We start from the raw sequence: 20,803 nt of genomic DNA on the forward strand, positions 1-20,803 counted from the left end.
ATCAGTTTTGAGGTGACAAGGAATGAAAAATATAGCAAATATTATTACTATACTTAGAATTATTTTATCAATAGCTTTGCTCAAAATAGATATGTTTTCTTCTTTATTTTTTACGGTCTATATTATGTGTGGAGTAAGTGATTTTCTTGATGGATATATAGCTAGAAAAATGAATATGACAAGTAAGTTTGGTTCAAGGCTTGATAGTATAGCTGATATATGTTTAGTAATATCAATGTTTATTATTATGCTTCCAGTAATAAATGTTTCAAAGTATATAGTATTATGGATATTAATAATTGTCCTTATTCGAATTACATCAATAATTGTGGTGATTCGTAAATACAACACATTTGCTATATTACATACATATGGAAATAAATTATCTGGGTTTATGTTATTTTGTTTACCTTTATTTTATAACATTATGAATACAAATTTACTTGGAAGTATAGTTTGTGTTGTAGCAAGTATCTCAGCCATTGAAGAAGTAATAATACATATATTATCTAAAGAGTTGAAAATAGATATTAGTAGTATTATAGAAGTACTTATTCATAAATCTGTTTCATATGATACTAAACGATAGAAACTAAAATTTACATCAGTATTGACTCAAAGACTCAAAATAATTAGATTAAAGATTAAGGAATTATCCTTATCGTATATGACGTCATAATAGCAAGATATATTAAAACTCTATTTAAATAATTAGATATAATTTTTATGCAGAGAGGAGGTTCGTAAATGCATAATAATTTAAGTATTATTTTAAATAGAATTAATATACAGAATAATGATGTTAATGAGTGATATATTATATTCTAAAAATCAAAAAGAAGATAATATTTATGTGAAGGATAATTTACTTGCGCAGAGATTTAATTTATTTTCTTTATTAAAATTTGCATTTCCTACTATATTCATGATGATTTTTATGGGACTATATACGATTGTAGATACTATATTTGTATCTAGATTTGTAGATACAAATGCTTTATCCGCAATTAATATTGTCTGTCCTATTATTAATATTATTGTTGGACTTGGAACTATGCTTGCTACTGGAGGAAGTGCTATTGTAGCTTGCAAGATGGGGAATGGTGATATGGATGGAGCAAAGAAAATTTTTACTTTGACTATATTATCTGGAGCTATAATTGGAATATTAATTACCAGTATAGGTCTTATATTTATGGACAATATTATTATATGGCTAGGAGCAAGTGATATTTTGATTCAATATTGTCGTTCGTATCTTTTTATTATCTTGATTTTTGCTTCTGCTAATATATTACAGGTATTATTTCAAAGTCTATTTGTAACAGCTGGTAAACCTCAATTTGGATTATGGTTAGTGCTTGGAGCGGGATGCACTAATATAATTCTAGATTATGTGTTTATTGTACCACTACAAATGGGTATTAGTGGAGCGGCACTTGCAACTGGTATAGGATATTTAATCCCAACTATTGCAGGTATAGTTTTCTTTTCGAAAAATAAAGGGGTACTTAGATTTTGCATACCTAAATTAGATAAAAAGGTATTATTTGAGATTTGTTTTAATGGCTCTTCTGAGATGGTGGGTCAATTATCAACAGCAGTTACTACTTTTTTATTTAATATTATGATGATGAGATTGATTGGTGAGGATGGAGTTGCAGCTATTACAATAATTATTTATTCTCAGTTTCTTTTAACCTCACTTTATATTGGTTTTTCAATGGGAGTTGCTCCAATAATAAGCTATAATTATGGAAGTAGAAATAATATCCAGTTAAAATACATTTTTAAAATTTGTATATTATTTATCTCAGTGGCCTCATTACTGGTATTTGTGTTTTCTATGGTATGTTCATCAACTATTGTAGAGATTTTTTCTCAAAAAGGAAGCAACGTTTATGAGATTACAAGGTCTGGATTCTATATATTTTCTTTTAGTTTCCTTTTTTGTGGATACAATATTTTTACATCATCTATGTTTACAGCATTGTCAAATGGAAAGATATCTGCAATACTATCTTTTTTACGTACCTTTGTTTTTATAACTATAGGTTTGTTGACATTACCAAGTGTCTTAAATATAGATGGAATATGGTTAGCAGTGCCAATTGCTGAGATTTTAACCTTATTTTTAACGGTTAGTTTTATATATAGATATAAGAATAAGTATAACTATATATAAATACAATAATAAATATAATTAACATATATCTTTTTTGACTGTATATCATTTAGCCCATAAGTAATGCTTTTTCATTTATTTATGGGCTTTTATTGGGTTTTTTCTTTTGGATTCATTCCTTCATTTACAAATCTTTTCTTAATAGCAGTACAATTTTAATTTTATTTTATCATTTTGTTATCCATATACTGAATAATCAAATCAGCACCAAATTCATTACCGCCTGCATTTCTAATTTCTTTTTGCATAAGCAATATACTTTGAGTTATGGTCGAATCATTAAGAACAGTTAGAGTAGACTTTTTAAGAATATCACTTGTAATGTGTTTGTGCGAAATCTTTTTTCCTAAATTTAAGCGTTCAACTTGCTGGGCATTAGTTGGTTGATCTGCCATAAACGGAATAACCACCATAGGAACTCCAAAATAAAGAGATTCCATAACACTATTTAAGCCACCATGAGTGATAAAAACATTTGCTTTTTCTAATATTTCAAGTTGTGGGACAAAGGAGTAAATATAAAAATTCTTTGGTATCTCACCTAATTCTGATATATTTATCGAATTACCAACAGACATAATAACAGTTACATTTTCATCTTTAAACGCAGTGATACATTTTTTATAAAATGACATTGCTTTATTTACAATTGTACCTAGAGAAATATAAACTAAATTATTTTTCAATTCTGGCAATAGAAACTCATTTTTTTTATTGCGATGGTAAATAGAAGTACCAAGGAATTTAAACTTCTTTTCTGAAAAATCTTCTGCACATGGTTGAAATCTTTTTGTAGTATATACAAGATTAAGTTCTGGAGGATTTTCAGTAATTTCTTTTAACCAGGAATCAGTCTTTAACTTAACTCCGTTTGATACTTTTTTAGTCCATCTGCGACACACCCATTTGAAACGAAATACTCTAAATGTTCCGCCAGAGTTAATAAATTCTTTCATCAGAATTTCATTAGTAGCTGGTGATGTAATAACTCTAATAACAGGTTTATTAAATCTTTCTGCTATATGCTTTCCTAAAAAGAAAAGATGTTCGTAAATAATTAAGTCAAATTCATGTGCTACTTTTATAGATATTTGATAGGCATTTTTCATCTGAATAGAAAATTTTTTGCTATCTTCATAACAAATGAAATCAGCTCCCATTTCTAAGACTTTATCTTTCCATTCTTCAGTTAGTAAGTATGTTACAGAATTACCTCTATGCACTAATTTTTCCACTAACCCAAGGGTAGGGTATATATGTCCAGAGAAAGGTAAATTTATAAATAAAATTTTCATAATCTAACCTCCTTAAAGTGTTTTTATCATGTATTCATTGTAAATATAAGAGTAGGAACTTTTAACGTTCTACCTAAAAATTCAGAAATGATTGTATGTTGTTCACTTTTATTTAATTTTGGGAAACATTCACTATGTAACAAGCCACTTATTCCATTCAATATATATTGTGTTAAAAAATCCAAATCCAGCACATTATCATTTTCTGTTTTTAAATATACTAATTCAATAAAAGATTTTATTGTAGGTAGCATAGTCTTTATGGTGATACCATGTAAGGCATACAATATAGTCCAATGGACTTTATTATCAACTAATTTGTGAAATTGTGAAATGCTCTGTTCATAGTAATCTAGTATTCTATTAATTATTTCATAAAATGATAAAGTGTCTTCATTTTGAATTAGTAGTTGTGCAAAGTTTTCGCTTTGTTTCTTCATAAAATGCTCTAATGACTTATCAAATAGTTCTTGCTTAGAGTTAAAATAATGATAAAACATTCCAACTTCTCCATTAACTTCATTTAATATCATTCGAACAGAAGTGCTTTCATACCCATATTTTAAAAATAATCGAATAGCAGCATCTAGTATTTCCTCTCTTTTTCCTCCTTCTAAAATAGGTTTTCTTGCCATAAACTTACCTCCTTATTTAAACAAACAGAATATTGTTCTGTTTATATCTTATAATAATTTTAAATTAAAGTCAATTATAAACAGAATATTGTTCTTATAATATGAAATGTTAAGACTTGCACATATGTCAGAATGATACAAGTATTTAATCAGTTATCATAAAATATTGCACATGTTGTCTTTAAAACTATAGTTGTTTTCTTATTAATATCATAAAGTCTATATAAAATTAATTTTCTAAAGTTCCCAAAATATTATTACTGTGATTTTGAAGCTGTTACTTTAGTTTTCTAGTGCTTGATTTTATCTATTAGTAATGTTGCTATTAGCAATATGAAAGGAGAGTAAATAAAATGGATAAAATTATTTTGGGATTACTTATGCTTAAGAAGTTGACAATTTATGAACTGAGAAGTGTTATAGAAATGAATTTTGCTTCTATGTGTAGCAACAGTATGGGAAGTATTCAAGCAGCAATAAAAAAGCTACTTGAAAAGAAGATGATAGTGTATGAAGAGTTTGTTGAAAATAGTGTCAATAAGAAATTTTATGTACTAACAGATAAAGGAAAAACATGTTTTTTAGAATGGGTACAGACCTCTATGGTAGCAGGGAAAGTAAAGGATATGGAGTTAAGCAAATTATTTTTTATGGGCTTTGTTCCAACACAAAAAAGATTGTCATTAATTGAATCTTATATTGTTGACCTCAAAAAGGAAAGAGAGCAGTTGGAGAATATCAAAAGACAAGACATCGATGTTGCAAAATTACAGTACATTGCCTATATAGAAGAAAATCAAGAACAGTTTAATCACTTTTTACAAGATACTGAACATTCCAACATTCAAAGAGATATTAAAGATATAATTGATTTTGAGTTATTGACCTTGCAGTTTGGAATTGATAGGACAAATTTTGAAATAGCATGGTTTGAAAATTTAAATAAGAAGCTAATTAATGAGTACCTAAACAATAGTCAGAATCAAGAAAAAGGGGGTAGCTAACATGAAAGGAACTGTAATAATAACAGGAGCTAATTCAGGGATAGGAAAGGCAGCAGCATTTAAGTTTGCATCAGAGGGTTATAGAGTTATAATGGCATGTCGTAATATTCAGATTAGTGAACCCGTGTGTCAGGAAATCATAGTCAAAACTAAAAATATTAATGTGGATTTGCTTCAACTGGATATTTCATCGAGGCAATCAATTTGTAGTTTTTGTGAGACATATAAGAAAAAATACGGTATATTGGATATCTTAATCCATAATGCTGGACATTTTAAACATGGAGAAAAAAACTTTCAACGAAGTATTGATGGTATAGAATTAACATTTGCTACCAATCTATTTGGGCCAGTTTTTATGACCGATTTATTATTGGATGTACTTGCTAAATCAAAAAATCCTAAAATTCTAAATGTATGTAGTAGAAATATAAAGCATTTTTTTGATGAAAGAAGAAAAATTAATTTTGGAGTTTTAAGTGGTGAAACTGTAGAAGATAAAGAATATAATTCCTATAAAATTTATGGAGATTCCAAAATAGCTTTACTTATGGTTACAAGTATGATGAAACAAGAATACAAGCCTTATAATATAAGTGTAAATGCAATTATGGTTCCAGCAACAAAAATGAGTAAAAAAACAATTAAGAAATTTAATTCGTATTGGAAAGTACTTGCATTTTTACAAAACATTATTATACCAAAATCAGAAATTATTGGAGAGGCTTATTTTTCGATTTGCACTTCTAATGTTTATACAGGTATTACTGGAAAACTAATAAATCACCAAGGAAAGATTGTTAAAATGGCTAATAACTCAATATCATTTATAAAAAGCATTACAAGCATAGAGGTTTATCCACCTTATGTCAATAACAAAGAGACAATAGAGAAAGTGTGGGCTATATGTAAACAATATGTTGAAAATGCTAAATATAATTTGCTAGCATAACACATATAATTCATGAGGTTATTATATCAACAACATAATCTTATTGATATTGCTAAAAGGATATAGTATTTTTGCTAATTCTGTTCAGTTTTTATTTTATTGTTTGAATTAATATGAGAAAAATTACAATTAACTATAATTTAATTTATAATTGATATATACTTGATTTTATTTAATTATTTGAATATACTTTAAGCAGAATACACAGAGTTAAAGAATTGATAAATAAAAGATAATAACTCTTTATTAGGAGTGATTTTACTATGGAAACATACTTTAATAAGAAAATATTACTTGTTGATGATGAAAAAGATATAATAAATTTAACCTATAATGGTGAAATTCCTCTTCCTCGCCATAGGAGGTGGAGGATGTAAGCCTAACCAATAGGTTATTTATTTTACTTGATTTTCAAAAAATGTATTGTATTATAAAAACAGTAGTAAAAACTGAAATGAAGTAATTACAATGAAATTAGATAGTAATAATCATTCAGTATTTTTGTTACACTATCACTTAGTTATGTGTATAAAATAGATAACTCTATATCAGATAGACTAAAAGATATATTTGTAGATATCTCCCAAAATTATGGAGTGGAGTTGCTAGAATGGAATCATGATATTGACCATGTGCACTTGTTATTCAAAGAAAAACCAAATACAGAGATATCTAAACTGCTAAATGCTTATAAATCAGCATCAAGTAGAAGAATAAAGAATGAATTTCCAAGTATTCGTAAGTCCTTATGGAAAGAATACTTTTGGAGCAAAAGTTATTGTCTAGTAACAACTTGTGGAGCTCCATTGGATGTTGTAAAACAATACATAGAAAATCAAGGAAAGTAGGGATAATATGCTAAGAGCATATAAATATAGATTATATCCAAATAGCGAACAAAAAGAATATTTTGCTAAAACTTTTGGATGTAGCAGACTTATATATAATCTTATGTTATCCGATAGGATTAAAGCATATGAGGAAAACAAGGACTTAGATATTAAGAAAATAAAATATCCTACACCTGCACAGTACAAAAAGGAATATGAGTTCCTAAAAGAAGTTGATAGTTTAGCACTAGCAAATGAACAAATGAATTTAGATAAAGCCTACAAAAACTTTTTTAGAGATAAATCAGTAGGTTTTCCTAAATTCAAATCTAAGAAAATAAACTATCATAGTTATACTACTAACAACCAAAAAGGTACTGTAAGGATTGAAAATGGATATATAAAATTACCTAAACTAAAATCGATGGTTAGGATAAAACAACATAGAATGTTTGATGGAGAAATAAAGAATTGTACTATATCGAAAACACCAGGTAATAGATATTATATTTCTATATTAGCAGAAACTGAAATAGAGAAACTAAAAACTATTGATAAGAAAATAGGTGTAGATGTTGGATTGAAGGAATTTGCAATATGTAGCGATGGATTTAGAGTAGATAATCCTAAACACTTTAGAAAATCAGAGAAAAGATTAACTAAACTACAAAAGGACTTATCAAGAAAACAAAAAGGAAGCAATAATAGATATAAAGCAAGATTGAAGGTAGCAAGGTTGCATCAAAAGATATCAGACCAAAGAGCAGATTTCCTAAATAAGTTATCAACTAAACTAATACACGAAAACCAAGTTATAGTTATTGAGGACTTGAAGGTAAAAAATATGGTGAAAAATCATAAGTTAGCGAAAGCTATAAGCGAAGCAAGTTGGTCGGAGTTCAGAAGAATGTTAGAATATAAAGCTAATTGGTATGGTAGAGAAATAATAGTAGCAGATAAGAATTTCGCATCTAGTCAATTATGTTCTAAATGTGGATATAAAAATCCATTAGTGAAGAACTTAGGACTAAGAGAATGGGAATGTCCAGAGTGTGGAGCATTCCACGATAGAGATATCAATGCAAGTATCAATCTACTAAACTTAGCCATATAAATGGTAATCATAAGGGTTAGGAACTAGCCTAATAGCTTGGAGATACTGATAACAATAGTTATCTTGACCAAGAAGCCACCACTTCAAACATTACCGTAGGTAGTTAAGTGGATGGTAGTTCACAAATACTATTTGCAAAATATGACTGATTGGATATTCATAAACTTGAAGTACAGAATACTTTATAGGTATACAATATTTTGAATTAAAATTAAGCAGAAATTTGAACTAATATACAAAATTTCTGCTTAATTTAGTAGTTAAATTTTTTTATATAGAAAATAAGATTTTACACTTAGATAAAAAATCATTGCATTCTCAAAGTTTTTTAAATCAAGGTTGAGTATTTCATTAATTTTTTCCAGCCTATACACCAGTGTATTTCTATGTAAAAACATATCACTAGATGTTTTAGAGATGTTTAAGTCATTATTTATAAATTTTATTCCTGTAGATAGAAGCTCTTCATCAATAGATTTTATCTTATTGAAGTCTATCAGTCTATTAAGTACATCATCCTTGTTAATTAAGTCTAAAGTTTTATACCTAATAAGGTCAAATAAATTTAAAAATTTATCTTTAGCATTATCTTTTACAATATGAGATAGTAAATCAGAGCATAACTGTAATCTAAAATTAAAATCAGATTTGTTATCTAACTCACCAAGATAAAAAATATAAGTACTTTGATAAGTTTCAGTTTCAATTATATTTTGTGTAGTTACATTAATATCTAAGTTATATTTAGAGTTTACTACAAAAAAACTACTATGTTGCATTATATTTATATCATCATATAAGTTATAAAAAATACCTTTTAAATATTCAAAATCTATATGTGGCTGATAAATTAAATAAAAGTGACCATTTAGATTATCTAAGTTATTTTCATCTAAAAAATCAATAACATAAACAGTATCATTAAAAGTAACTAAATGACTATTGGCATCTAAACTTTGATTTTTATAAGGGTAAATATTTATTTTTTTATTGAGTTGTTTTTCAAAAAAACTTTTCAAGTCTTCCATAAAGTCTCCTTAGAAATAAGATTATACTCTTATCTTATAGCTAAGTCAGTTTCTTTGTCAAATAAGTGTATTCTATTATTATCAACTGAAAGTGTTAAGTTATCACCAACATCAACTCTATTTTTGCTGTCAAATCGAATTGTTATTGTATTTACATCTAATTTTAAATGAGCATAAGTCTCTGCTCCCATAAGTTCTTTTATTTCAACTGTTGACTTAAAGCAAGTATCTTGATTAGCTTTAATAAAAGTATCTTCTATATGTATATCCTCTGGTCTAATACCCATAATAACTTCTTTTCCAATATAGTTGTCTTTTATTAAATCATAGTGTTTTTCTCTATTTAATTTTATCCTAATGTATTCGTTTTTAGCATATATTTCTTCATTCTCTTCTATCAATGTCACATCAATAAAATTCATCTGTGGAGCTCCAATAAATCCTGCAACAAACACATTAGCTGGATAGTCGTATACATCTTGTGGAGTTGCAATCTGTTGTACCACTCCATCTTTCATTACCACTATTCTATCGGCCATAGTCATAGCTTCAACTTGGTCATGTGTTACATAGATAAATGTAGTTCCAAGTTGTTGATGTAATTTAGTTATTTCTGTTCTCATGGCAGTTCTAAGTTTTGCATCCAAGTTAGATAGAGGTTCATCCATTAAGAATACCTTAGGGTTTCTAACTATTGCACGTCCTAGAGCAACCCTTTGTCTCTGACCTCCAGATAATGTTTTAGGTTTTTTATCTAAAAGAGGAACTAAATCCAATATTTTAGCAGCTTCTTTAACTTTTTTATCTATTTCATCTTTTGGCATTTTTCTAAGTTTAAGTGCAAATGCCATATTTTCATAAACAGATAAGTGAGGGTATAAAGCATAGTTTTGAAAAACCATTGCTATATCTCTATCCTTTGGTTCTATATCATTGACAAGTTTATCTCCTATATATAATTCTCCAGAAGATATTTCTTCAAGACCAGCAATCATTCTAAGCGTTGTCGATTTACCACAACCAGATGGACCCACTAAAACGATAAATTCCTTGTCTTTAATATCTATATTTATATTTTTTACTGCATTAAATCCATTAGAATAAAGTTTTGATATATCTTTTAATATTACTTCTGACATTATAGTTCTCCTTAATAATTTAAATTTTAATTATATAATATCAGATGATTTTATTGTAGGAAACATATAAAATAACTAAAAATTTTTGTTTAAAATGTACATTTTGGTGATTTGTATATAATAAATATAATGTTCACTGTTTAAAATGCATTAAGGAAAAAGTATAATCAAATAAAGTGCTAAAAATAAGCTAGACAATTTATTATAAATTAAGTAAATTTACTATAATATAGATATAAACTAATAAAAAATTTATAAAACAAAAAAGTATGATATTTATGATATAATAAAAGTTATGGAAAAATAGGAAAATTAATATAGAAAAGAGAGGTAAACTTATGAATAATTGGATAGAGGTAACTATAAAAACAACAACAGAAGCAGTTGAAGCAATAACAAATATACTATATGAACAAGGAGCTGGAGGAGCTGTAATAGAAGACCCAAAAGATTTCTTATTTCAAAAGAAAAATGAATTAGATTGGGATTATGTAGAAGAAGAAGTATTTAAAAAGAACGAAGAAGAAGATGTATTAATAAAGACTTATGTGTCAGAAGAAAAAAATGTGATGGAATTTGTCGAAATTATAAAACAAAAAGTTTTAGGATTAAGAGATTTTGGTATAGATATAGGTGAAGGAAGTGTGTCACTAGACCAAGTAAATGAAGCTGATTGGGCAAATGCATGGAAAGCATACTATAAACCAACAAAAGTAGGACAAAGGGTAGTAGTAAAACCTACATGGGAAGATTATGATATGCAAGAAGGGGATTTGATAATAGAACTTGACCCTGGTATGGCTTTTGGTACAGGAACACATGAGACTACTAGTATGTGTATTAGAGAATTAGAGAAATATGTAAATAAAGATTCTAAAGTATTTGATATTGGCTGTGGTAGCGGAATTCTTGCAATAGCAGCAGCTAAATTAGGGGCAAAAGAAGTTGTGGCTGTAGATTTAGACGAAGTTGCAGTAAAAGTTGCAAAAGAAAATGTGCTTGAAAATAAAGTTGAAGAGAATGTATCTGTAATGCATGGTAATTTAACAGATGTAATAAAGGATAAAGCTGATATTATAGTTGCAAATATAATAGCTGATATAATAAAAATACTTGCAAAAGATGTACAAAATTTTATGAAAGAAGACGCTATATTTATATCTTCAGGGATAATTTTGGACAAAGTAGAGGAAGTTAAAGAAAGTTTAATCGAAAATGGATTTGAAATAGTTGAGGTTCAAAAACTAGGCGAATGGTCAGCAATAGTTTCTAAACTTAAAAAGTAAAAGGCAGGGTGAAGTGTAATGGATAGATTTTTTGTTGAAAAAAAAAAAATAAATTTACAAGACAAAGCCTGCATTATAGAAGGTGAAGATGTAAAACATATTTCAAAAGTTTTAAGGTGTAAACTAGGGGAAAAACTTGAGATATGTGATAAAGATAATAATGAGTACATTTGTGAGATAACAAATATAGAAAAAAATATGGTTAATTTAAAAATTTTAGAAGAAGTTGATATAAATAGAGAATCTAAACTTAGGGTAAAGTTATATCAAGGTCTTCCAAAAGCTCCAAAGATGGAAATGATACTTCAAAAATTAACTGAAGTTGGTGTAGATGAAATAATATTAGTTCAAACTAAGAGAAGTGTTGCTAAAGTTGATGATAAAAAAGAAGATAAAAAATTTGAGCGTTGGGAAAGAATAATTTATGAAGCCGCAAAGCAAAGTAAAAGAGGTAAAATCCCAAATTTAAGAGGTGTTTTAAGTTTCAAAGAAGCTTTAGAAGATATGAAAAAAAATGATGTAAATATCTGCCCTTATGAAAATGAAAGAACTGTCTCAATAAAACAGGCACTTAAAAATTGTGATTCTAATATAGATAGGGTTGGAATTTTTGTAGGTCCAGAGGGTGGTTTTGCTGAGGAAGAAATAGAACAAGTTCAAAAAAATAATTGCAGCATTGTATCATTAGGACCTAGAATATTGAGAACTGAGACAGCTTCTGTTGTAGCATCAACAATAGCTTTGTATGAGCTAAGTGACTTAGGAGGAGAATAATAAATTGAAAAAAGTAGCTTTTTATACACTTGGGTGTAAAGTCAATCAATACGAAACTGAAGCTATGCTAGAACTATTTGAAAAAGATGGATATGAACAAGTTAATAGTGAAGAATATGCAGACGTTTATGTTATAAATACATGTACAGTAACTCATATGAGTGATAGAAAATCTCGTCAATATATAAGACGAGTTAAAAAGAAAAATCCAGATGCAATAATAGCTGTTGTGGGATGCTATTCGCAAGTATCGCCAGAAGAAATTTTGGATATAGAAGAAGTAAACCTAGTCATGGGTACAAATGATAGAAGAAAGATTGTTGAAGAGATTAGAAAGATAGATGCAAGTAAAAAAGTTAGCACAGTTGATGATATAATGAAGGTAAAGGCATTTGAAGAAATAGAAATCAGTCAGACTAATGGAAAGACTAGAGCATTTATGAAAATTCAAGATGGATGTGACAGATTTTGTACCTATTGCATCATTCCTTATGCCCGAGGACGTGTTAGAAGTAGGGATATTGATAGTATAGTTGATGAAGTGAAAAAATTGGCTAAAAATGGCTATAAAGAGGTTGTATTAACAGGAATACATGTAGCATCTTATGGAAAAGATTTAAAAGATAAGAATATTAAACTTCTTGATGTAATAAAACAAATAAATGAGATAGATGCAATAGAGAGAATTAGACTTAGCTCTGTTGAACCAATTTTGTTTACTGATGAATTTGTGAATGAAGTTTTAAAGATGGAGAAGGTTTGTCCTCATTATCATCTATCACTTCAAAGTGGATGTGATGAAACTCTAAAAAGAATGAATAGAAGATATACAACTTTAGAGTATAAGACTATTGTGGATAGATTAAGAGATAAAATGCCAAATGTAGCAATAACTACAGATGTAATAGTAGGTTTTCCAGGAGAAACAAATGAGGAATTTAAACAAACATACGAGTTTTTAAAAGATATAGAGCTTTCACAAATGCACATTTTTAAATATTCGCCAAGAAAAGGAACTCCAGCTGCAACTATGGAAAATCAAATTGACCCTCAAATAAAACACTTTAGAAGTGAACAACTTTTAAATTTAAGCAAAGAAAACTTTAATAAATTTGCAACTAAATTTATTGGCAGTGAATTAGATGTTTTATTTGAACAAAATATAGAGGGGAATAAGTTTGAGGGACTAACTTCAAATTATATAAGAGTTGTTGTTGAAAGTGACAAAAACATACAAGGTCAGATATTAAAAGTAAAAATAAATGATGTAAAAAATGAATATGTAGAAGGAATTTTGCTATAACATGTAGAAATTATAATATTTATAAGATAGGAGGTGGAAGGAAATGGATTGTATATTTTGTAAAATAGCGAACGGAGAAATACCTTCAACTAAAGTTTATGAAGATGAAAGAGTATTGGCATTTAATGATTTGAACCCAGTTGCTCCATATCATATATTAGTTGTACCTAAAAAACATTATGATAGTGTAATTGATATTCCTGATATAGAAATGGATATTGTGTCACATATTCATGTTGTTATTAATAAAATAGCTAAAGAGAAAGGTTTTGACCAAACTGGATTCAGAATCATAAATAATTGTGGAAGCGATGGAGGGCAAGAAGTTAAGCATTTGCACTATCATATTTTAGCAGGTAAAAAGCTTCCTAATTACGAAGCAGAACAAAACTAAACTAAATTATTGAAAAATTGAGTTCCTTCTTGATAAAAATACTTGATAAAAGTAAAAATTTAGTTTATAATAAACAAAGTGTTAGGTTGTAATGCATATTATGCAAAAAGAACATAGTTACAGTCCCAGCATAATTGCGCTATTGGAGGGAGGGAAAAAGAAATGTCAGAAGTAAGAGTTAGAGAAAATGAAACATTAGACAGCGCTTTAAGAAGATTTAAGCGTCAATGTGCAATGTCTGGCATCATGTCAGAAGTAAGAAAAAGAGAGCACTATGATAAGCCAAGCGTTAAGCGTAAGAAAAAAGCTGAAGCAGCAAGAAGAAAAAACGCTAAAAAATAGTAGTAAATAAGAATAAAGAGGTGAAGGGGATGTCCCTTAAGCAAAAGTTACAAGAGGATTTGAAATCTTCGATGAAAAACAAAGATACAGTGAGAAAATCTGTAGTAACTTTAATAAGAGCTTCCATAAAGCAGTATGAAGTTGATAATAGAACTGAACTTAATGAAGATGGAATTATCGATGTAATAGCAAAACAATTAAAGCAACGTAGAGATGCATTAGTTGAATTTGAAAAAGCTGGAAGAGAAGACTTAATAAAAGAAACAGAAGCTGAAATTGAAGTTTTAAAAGAGTACCTACCTCAACAATTAAGCGAAGAAGAGTTAGAAGAAATTGTAAAATGTACTATATCTGAAGTAGGAGCAACATCTATGAAAGATATGGGAAAAATAATGTCAGTTATTCAACCAAAAGTTAAGGGTAGAGCTGACGGAAAACTTATAAATAAGTTGGTAAAACAAAACTTACAATAGATTGATATAGCCTAGAGAGAAATCTCTAGGCTTTTTATAATTTTTGAGAATAACAAGTCATATCTAAGCATATCTATAATCAAAGAAAATTTTGAAAGAAGGGGAAAAATTTGATTATATCGGTAAAGGAAATTAGAAATTTTTTGATAAACATATCAATACCATTAATAATAGGTTATTTGAGTAGTATTTTGACCATGTTGATTAGTGGAACAGATATTTCAACGTACTATTTACAACTTACAAAACCAAGTTTTGCACCACCAGCTTTTATCTTCCCTATAATTTGGACTATATTGTACATATTGATGGGTATATCTTCATACCTAATATTAAAAAAAGGTTACAACTTGCCTAAAGTAAGAGATGCAGTATTTTATTATGGATTACAACTTGCATTAAATTTTGTATGGAGTATATTATTTTTTGGATTTGGACTTAGATTTACAGCTTTAATAGACATCATAATAATGATTATGGTTTCTATAATAGTTATTTTGAAATTTTCTAAAATAGATAAGAGAGCTGGATATATAAATTTGGTTTATCTAATGTGGTTGGTTTATGCTGGATTTTTGAATTATTTTATATGGTTTATTAATAAATAGTTATATGGTTTGTTAATAAATAGAATGTAAAGGTTTTGTAAATTACCCCGTACTTTTAATAATATCATATCAAATAAAAAATAAATAGACTATTAAAAATAATCATTTTCATATACAATTATATTAATTTAAATATAATAAATGTATCAAAAATATATTTAAAGATGAACATATTAAAGTATTAGAATTGGAAAGGCTCGAAGGGAGAGGTTTTTATGCAAATAATAGTATCTGGGAGACAAATGAAATTAACTGACGGAATAAAAGGATACGTAGATGGAAAATTAAGTAGGTTAGAAAAATACCTTGATCCTGAATCAGAAGTGAAAGTAACAGTAAGTGCGAAAAAGGATAGACAGAAAGTGGAGGTTACAATAATTCCTATTAGTGGTCAAATAATAAGGGCAGAAGACGTAGAAGAAGATTTATATGCAGCAATTGACATTGTTTGTGACAAATTAAGTAGACAAGTTGTAAAGTATAAGACTAAGGTTAAAGACAAAGTTCAAAATAATAAGAGCATAAGATTTGAAAATATTGACTTTATAGATAATAGTAGCGAATTTAATGATTATGATTATGATGATGAGGAAGATGAAAATATAGTTATAGAAAGAAGAAAGAAATTTAATGTAAAACCTATGAGTTCAGAAGAGGCAATTCTTCAGATGGAGTTGGTAGGACACAATTTCTATATGTTTAGAAATCAAGATAATTTTGAAATAAATATAGTATATAAGCGTAAAGCAGGTGGATATGGTTTAATAGAGCAAGACTAATAAAAAAATTGTATACTTTTTAGATTTTATATAAAAAAAAGTAAAAAGGTAATTATGTTGATTTTTATCAATATGATTACCTTTTTCTTGTTTAAATAATATATTAAATAGTAGGTATTTACTGTCTAAAAATTTTTAAAACTACTCCACGATAGTATCAATAAAGTGCATAAATACCTATTTTAAGCATAAAATTAATTAAGGGGGTAATGCTCATGTTAGAAATATCCACTGATTTACAAGTAAATCAACCAGTTGTTACTGTTACAAGTAATACTTTTATGAGTATAGAAAATTATCTATCAATACTAGAATATGAAGTTGATTTAATAAAAATAAAGACTAAGGTAAAAACAATTAAAATATCTGGGGATAAACTTTCACTTAAGTATATTACTGACAGTGAGATAGGTATAAAGGGAATTATATACAATGTGGAGTATGTTGATTAGGAGGAGATACACTTGATAAGTTTTATAAGGGGATACTATGTTATAGTTGTGGAAGGAGTAGGGCTTGAACAATTTTTAAATCATCTTATAAGAAACGGGATAAATGTTTACAATGTAACTAGAATAAAAAATACTAAAATCGAGTTTAATATAAATAGACAAGATATAAAAGAATTTAAGAATATTTATAGAGGGAGTAAGTTTGATATTAAGGTAAAACAAAAAACAGGAGTTCCTTTTATTATTAAAAGAATTTATAAGCACAAAGGTATGTGGATTTGTGCTATTGTTTCTTTGCTTTTATTGATGTCAACATCACAATTTGTAACGGATGTGTATATACAATCTCCAGAAGGTATAAAAAAAGAAGCTCTTAGAAGTGAACTTTATAAAGTTGGAGTGAGACCAGGAGTATACAAAAAGAGTATTGATAGAAAAGAAGTTAGAGACCATATGATGTCAAAATTTAATGATGTTGCATATTTATCTATTAATGTAAAGGGAACCAATATATTTGTTACTGTTACAAAAAAGGCTGAATCCTTAAAATCTACAGACCAATCAAATTATTGTAATGTAATTGCTTTAAAAAATGGTATAATAGAAAAGGTAATCCCTAGAAGTGGTAAGTCTGTTGTTAAATCTGGAGATATAGTCCAAAAGGGAGATGTCTTACTAAATGGTGCTAATACAAAATCAATACCAGAAGTATGGGCAAGTACTTTCTATGAATCTACTAAAAAGGCAAGCTATGTAGATACTGTAAATAAAAAAACTGGAGAAAAGAAAAAAGTACATACAATAAGTTTTTATGATAAAGAATTTACAATTAGAAAAAATATAAAATATAAGAACTATGTTGTTGAAAATAAAGAAAAAAGACTTTCAATGGGAGATTATACTTTCCCTATAAAAATAAAGACGAGTACTTTTTATGAAACCGAAAAAGTTGAAGTGAAAAAGAACAAAGAAGAGTTGAAAAAAGAACTATCTGAAAAAGCTTTAAAAGAATTAGAATACATAATACCAGCTTCGGCTAGAATAATAGATGTAAAACATAGCTATAAGGTTAATAAAAATATGTTAGAATATTTAATAACAGTTCAAACTAGTGAAAATATCGCTAAAATTTATCCTCTTAGTAAATCAGAGGCAGAAAGATTTATAAAGGAAGATAGTAAACCAAAAGAAGGAGAAGAGGAAGTTCCTTCTAATCCACAAAAAAGACCCATAAATGATATAAGAAATGAGTTTAATGAGGATAATAAAGATAATAACGACCAAAATAATTCTGATGGAAATAATAGCAATCAAAATAGTAACAATAGTCAAAATAATAATAGTAACAATAATTAATAAAATTTAACTTAAAACTTGAGGAGGATTAATTCAATTGATAATACAAAAAAAATTTACAATAGCAGATGGCAATTTTGAAAGAGAGTTATTTGGCAACTTTGATGAAAATGTAAAATTAATAGAGAAAACTTTAAATATAGATGTAATACTTAGAGAGGGTAATATAATTTTAATAGGAGAAGAAAAAAATGTAGATTCTGCATTAAAACTTATGAATGAATTGCATCAAACTGTATCAAATGGTAAGCATTTAGATAAACAAAGCATTTCTTATTCATTATCTCTTTTACTTGAAGGCAGTGAGCAAAAGATAAAAGAACTTGAAGGTACAATCGTTATAACTCAAAGAGGTAAAGCTGTTCAACCTAAAACTTTAGGGCAAAAAGAGTATATAAAGCTTATAGAAAATAATGATATAACTTTTGGTGTTGGACCTGCTGGAACAGGAAAGACTTATCTTGCTGTGGCTATGGCAGTGAAAGCTTTTAAAAGAGATGAAGTTAGTAGAATTATACTTACAAGACCAGCAGTGGAAGCTGGAGAAAGTTTAGGCTTTTTACCAGGAGATTTAAAAGATAAAGTCGACCCATATTTAAGACCATTATATGATGCATTATTTGAAATGTTGGGTGCTGATAAGTTTAATAAGTATTTAGAAAGAGGTACTATAGAAGTTGCACCACTTGCATTTATGAGAGGTAGAACTCTTGATAATTCTTTTATAATATTAGATGAAGCTCAAAATACAACTTCTGAGCAAATGAAAATGTTTTTAACTAGATTAGGATTTGGTTCTAAGGCTGTAGTTACAGGCGATATAACACAAACAGATTTGCCACAAAATAAAAAAAGTGGTCTTATACAAGCTACAGAGATTCTTAAGGGCGTTCAAGGGATAGGCTCTATAATGTTAACAGACAGAGATGTTGTAAGACATGAGTTAGTACAAAGAATAATAAGAGCTTATGAGAAGTATGATAAAAAAGAAGAATTTAAAAAAGAAGAGCGCAAAAAAATGAAAATACAGGAAAAGACTTTCAAAAGAAAGTAAAAGTGTAGTAATATAGATGTATAGCATTATTAATGAATAAAAAGTAGGTGTAATTAATGGATTTGATATTAGATGATAGACAAGATAAATTAGAAGTAAATGAAGAACTAATAGAAAAAATAAAAGATATAATTTTAGAGTGTTTGGATTATGAAGGATATGATGATAATTATGAAGTGAGTCTTTCTTTTGTAGATAATAAAGAGATTCATGAATTAAATAGAGAATATAGAGGAGTTGATAGACCAACTGATGTTTTATCATTTCCTCTTTTAAGTGATGATTTTGAAGATATTGAATTGGAAGAAGAATCTTTAGGAGATATAGTAGTATCTCTTGAAAGAGCTTTAGAGCAAAGCATAGAATATAATCATAGTTTTGAAAGAGAAGTATGTTTTTTAATATGTCATAGTATGTTTCATCTTTTAGGGTATGACCATGATACAGATGAAAATACAAAGGAAATGAGAGAAAAAGAAGAATACATATTAAATAAGTTAAACATAACAAGGGAGTAATTCTTATGAAAACAGGAAAAACTCGTCAAGGTATAATTAAAGCTTTTAACGCAGCTATAGAAGGAATATTATATACATTTAAATTTGAAAGAAATATGAAAATACATTACTTAGGTTCAGTTGCTGTGCTTATAATAAGTTTATTTTTTAACTTTTCAAAACTGGAAATGATAATGTTACTGATGTCTATATGTTTAGTTGTAGTTGCTGAGATGTTTAATACAGCTATAGAAAAAGCAGTAGACTTGGTAACTGATGAATATCACGTACTTGCAAAAATAGCAAAAGATGTTGCAGCAGGCGGTGTACTAGTAGCAGCATTAAACTCAGTGGTGGTTGGATATATTTTATTTTATGATAAATTGACAGATATATCTGGGATTCTAATTTATAAGATAAGAGAATCAGAGTTGCATATAACCTTGATATGTATATTATTGGTTCTTATAGCTGTAGTAGTAGTAAAAGCATTGACTTCAACAGGGACACCTTTAAAAGGAGGTATGCCAAGTGGTCATGCTGCTTTAGCATTTGCTATAGCAACTGCAATTACGCTTATGACAGAAAGAGTAGTTGCATCTACTCTTGCATATATAATGGCTGTATTGGTTGCTCAAAGTAGGATTGAGGGAAAAATACATACATTCTGGGAAACTATAGCAGGAGCTTTGTTAGGCGTGTTAATAGCAATATTAGTATTTCAGCTTGGAATGTTTTATAATTAAAATGAATGTACATAAAATATTTAAAATGAAACAAATCTGTGATAATTAAATTTTTATGATATAATGTAGAGTATTAAATAAAAAGAAATTCTAATAAGTGTATACAGGAGGAGATGTTGTGGACAACATAGAATTGTTAAAGTTGGCAGAAGATGCTAGACAACATTCTTATGCTCCTTACTCAGGTTTTAGAGTGGGTGCAGCTCTTTTAACTAAGAGTGGAAAAGTTTATACTGGATGTAATATAGAATGTGCATCATTAGGTGGAACAAATTGCGCAGAAAGAACAGCTATTTTTAAGGCTATATCAGAAGGTGACAAAGATATATATAAAATAGCTATAGCAAGTGATAACTCAGAAAATAATGAGCAAACATATCCTTGTGGAATATGTAGACAAGTAATTATAGAGTTTGGTTCTGATATAAAAATAATAACAGGATATACTAAAGGAGAGGTGTTTGAGCATGATATAAAAGATTTGCTACCAAACTATTTCTCTGGAAATGATTTAAAATAAATTAAAAAATTAAAATGAATTTAAAGTAGTTAAATAC

Annotated in this window: 23 protein-coding genes and 1 pseudogene; 20 read left to right on the forward strand and 4 right to left on the reverse strand. The window is 28.0% G+C overall.

Features of this window, described 5'->3' with window-relative positions; genetic code table 11:
* Positions 1 to 22 precede the first annotated feature (22 nt).
* Both KGF48_RS02955 and KGF48_RS02960 read left to right on the forward strand, forming a co-directional pair.
* Positions 23 to 589: a CDP-alcohol phosphatidyltransferase family protein gene (locus KGF48_RS02955; protein WP_227867731.1), complete on the forward strand. Its 567-nt coding sequence runs from the start codon at positions 23 to 25 to the stop codon at positions 587 to 589.
* A 216-nt stretch (positions 590 to 805) separates the two neighbouring features.
* Positions 806 to 2,185 (forward strand): MATE family efflux transporter, encoded by a 1,380-nt coding sequence (locus tag KGF48_RS02960; protein ID WP_227840427.1) that lies wholly within the window; start codon positions 806 to 808, stop codon positions 2,183 to 2,185.
* Between the two features lie 161 nt (positions 2,186 to 2,346).
* Here KGF48_RS02960 and KGF48_RS02965 read toward each other — a convergent pair whose 3' ends face one another.
* Both KGF48_RS02965 and KGF48_RS02970 read right to left on the reverse strand, forming a co-directional pair.
* Positions 2,347 to 3,480 carry a macrolide family glycosyltransferase gene (locus KGF48_RS02965; protein ID WP_227867732.1) on the reverse strand — a complete coding sequence of 378 codons (1,134 nt, stop codon included), beginning with the start codon at positions 3,478 to 3,480 and terminating at the stop codon, positions 2,347 to 2,349.
* Between the two features lie 26 nt (positions 3,481 to 3,506).
* A complete protein-coding gene (locus KGF48_RS02970; RefSeq protein ID WP_227840425.1) occupies positions 3,507 to 4,115 on the reverse strand; it encodes a TetR/AcrR family transcriptional regulator in 609 nt (202 codons plus the stop codon).
* Positions 4,116 to 4,468: 353 nt separating this feature from the next.
* Between KGF48_RS02970 and KGF48_RS02975 the strand changes: the two genes are divergently transcribed.
* The 4 genes and pseudogenes from KGF48_RS02975 (at position 4,469) to tnpB (ending at position 8,015) form a co-directional block, all read left to right on the forward strand.
* The gene (locus KGF48_RS02975; protein ID WP_227840424.1) at positions 4,469 to 5,119 is read left to right on the forward strand and encodes a PadR family transcriptional regulator; all 651 of its coding nucleotides are present in this window, start codon (positions 4,469 to 4,471) and stop codon (positions 5,117 to 5,119) included.
* A 1-nt stretch (position 5,120) separates the two neighbouring features.
* Positions 5,121 to 6,071, forward strand: coding sequence for an SDR family NAD(P)-dependent oxidoreductase (locus KGF48_RS02980; protein ID WP_227867733.1), 951 nt, complete (start codon positions 5,121 to 5,123; stop codon positions 6,069 to 6,071).
* 468 nt (positions 6,072 to 6,539) lie between these two features.
* Positions 6,540 to 6,919 (forward strand): annotated as a pseudogene (tnpA, locus tag KGF48_RS02985) (IS200/IS605 family transposase).
* Positions 6,920 to 6,926: 7 nt separating this feature from the next.
* A complete protein-coding gene (tnpB, locus tag KGF48_RS02990; RefSeq protein ID WP_227867734.1) occupies positions 6,927 to 8,015 on the forward strand; it encodes an IS200/IS605 family element RNA-guided endonuclease TnpB in 1,089 nt (362 codons plus the stop codon).
* Between the two features lie 260 nt (positions 8,016 to 8,275).
* Here the strand turns inward: tnpB and KGF48_RS02995 are convergent, their stop codons facing one another.
* Positions 8,276 to 9,043, reverse strand: coding sequence for a PucR family transcriptional regulator (locus tag KGF48_RS02995; protein ID WP_227842142.1), 768 nt, complete (start codon positions 9,041 to 9,043; stop codon positions 8,276 to 8,278).
* A 29-nt stretch (positions 9,044 to 9,072) separates the two neighbouring features.
* Positions 9,073 to 10,182 carry a sn-glycerol-3-phosphate ABC transporter ATP-binding protein UgpC gene (locus KGF48_RS03000; protein ID WP_227840725.1) on the reverse strand — a complete coding sequence of 370 codons (1,110 nt, stop codon included), beginning with the start codon at positions 10,180 to 10,182 and terminating at the stop codon, positions 9,073 to 9,075.
* 338 nt (positions 10,183 to 10,520) lie between these two features.
* On the opposite strand from KGF48_RS03000, the gene prmA reads away from it, so the two are divergent.
* The 14 genes from prmA (at position 10,521) to KGF48_RS03070 (ending at position 20,766) form a co-directional block, all read left to right on the forward strand.
* Positions 10,521 to 11,468, forward strand: coding sequence for a 50S ribosomal protein L11 methyltransferase (gene prmA, locus KGF48_RS03005; protein WP_227867735.1), 948 nt, complete (start codon positions 10,521 to 10,523; stop codon positions 11,466 to 11,468).
* 18 nt (positions 11,469 to 11,486) lie between these two features.
* The gene (locus KGF48_RS03010; protein ID WP_227840727.1) at positions 11,487 to 12,242 is read left to right on the forward strand and encodes a 16S rRNA (uracil(1498)-N(3))-methyltransferase; all 756 of its coding nucleotides are present in this window, start codon (positions 11,487 to 11,489) and stop codon (positions 12,240 to 12,242) included.
* A 4-nt stretch (positions 12,243 to 12,246) separates the two neighbouring features.
* Positions 12,247 to 13,545: a tRNA (N(6)-L-threonylcarbamoyladenosine(37)-C(2))-methylthiotransferase MtaB gene (gene mtaB, locus KGF48_RS03015; protein WP_227861031.1), complete on the forward strand. Its 1,299-nt coding sequence runs from the start codon at positions 12,247 to 12,249 to the stop codon at positions 13,543 to 13,545.
* Between the two features lie 43 nt (positions 13,546 to 13,588).
* Positions 13,589 to 13,939: a histidine triad nucleotide-binding protein gene (locus KGF48_RS03020; RefSeq protein ID WP_227432586.1), complete on the forward strand. Its 351-nt coding sequence runs from the start codon at positions 13,589 to 13,591 to the stop codon at positions 13,937 to 13,939.
* A gap of 162 nt (positions 13,940 to 14,101) precedes the next feature.
* Positions 14,102 to 14,281 carry a 30S ribosomal protein S21 gene (gene rpsU / locus KGF48_RS03025; RefSeq protein WP_003416618.1) on the forward strand — a complete coding sequence of 60 codons (180 nt, stop codon included), beginning with the start codon at positions 14,102 to 14,104 and terminating at the stop codon, positions 14,279 to 14,281.
* A 29-nt stretch (positions 14,282 to 14,310) separates the two neighbouring features.
* A complete protein-coding gene (locus KGF48_RS03030; protein WP_227828215.1) occupies positions 14,311 to 14,754 on the forward strand; it encodes a GatB/YqeY domain-containing protein in 444 nt (147 codons plus the stop codon).
* Between the two features lie 110 nt (positions 14,755 to 14,864).
* Positions 14,865 to 15,362 (forward strand): TspO/MBR family protein, encoded by a 498-nt coding sequence (locus KGF48_RS03035; protein ID WP_227840729.1) that lies wholly within the window; start codon positions 14,865 to 14,867, stop codon positions 15,360 to 15,362.
* Positions 15,363 to 15,577: 215 nt separating this feature from the next.
* Positions 15,578 to 16,141, forward strand: coding sequence for a ribosome hibernation-promoting factor, HPF/YfiA family (gene hpf / locus KGF48_RS03040; protein WP_227840730.1), 564 nt, complete (start codon positions 15,578 to 15,580; stop codon positions 16,139 to 16,141).
* A 215-nt stretch (positions 16,142 to 16,356) separates the two neighbouring features.
* On the forward strand, positions 16,357 to 16,593 hold the full coding sequence (locus KGF48_RS03045) for a YabP/YqfC family sporulation protein (protein ID WP_227432590.1): 237 nt from the start codon (positions 16,357 to 16,359) through the stop codon (positions 16,591 to 16,593).
* A gap of 12 nt (positions 16,594 to 16,605) precedes the next feature.
* Positions 16,606 to 17,949, forward strand: coding sequence for a sporulation protein YqfD (yqfD, locus tag KGF48_RS03050; RefSeq protein WP_227840731.1), 1,344 nt, complete (start codon positions 16,606 to 16,608; stop codon positions 17,947 to 17,949).
* 37 nt (positions 17,950 to 17,986) lie between these two features.
* Positions 17,987 to 19,003, forward strand: a complete 1,017-nt coding sequence (locus KGF48_RS03055) for a PhoH family protein (protein WP_227840732.1) — start codon at positions 17,987 to 17,989, stop codon at positions 19,001 to 19,003.
* A 56-nt stretch (positions 19,004 to 19,059) separates the two neighbouring features.
* Positions 19,060 to 19,521: an rRNA maturation RNase YbeY gene (gene ybeY / locus KGF48_RS03060; protein ID WP_227828219.1), complete on the forward strand. Its 462-nt coding sequence runs from the start codon at positions 19,060 to 19,062 to the stop codon at positions 19,519 to 19,521.
* 5 nt (positions 19,522 to 19,526) lie between these two features.
* On the forward strand, positions 19,527 to 20,246 hold the full coding sequence (locus KGF48_RS03065; protein ID WP_227828220.1) for a diacylglycerol kinase: 720 nt from the start codon (positions 19,527 to 19,529) through the stop codon (positions 20,244 to 20,246).
* Positions 20,247 to 20,364: 118 nt separating this feature from the next.
* Positions 20,365 to 20,766 (forward strand): cytidine deaminase, encoded by a 402-nt coding sequence (locus tag KGF48_RS03070; RefSeq protein WP_054274441.1) that lies wholly within the window; start codon positions 20,365 to 20,367, stop codon positions 20,764 to 20,766.
* Positions 20,767 to 20,803: the final 37 nt, after the last annotated feature.

The organism is Clostridioides sp. ZZV15-6388 (assembly GCF_020657755.1).
Classification (GTDB): domain Bacteria; phylum Bacillota; class Clostridia; order Peptostreptococcales; family Peptostreptococcaceae; genus Clostridioides.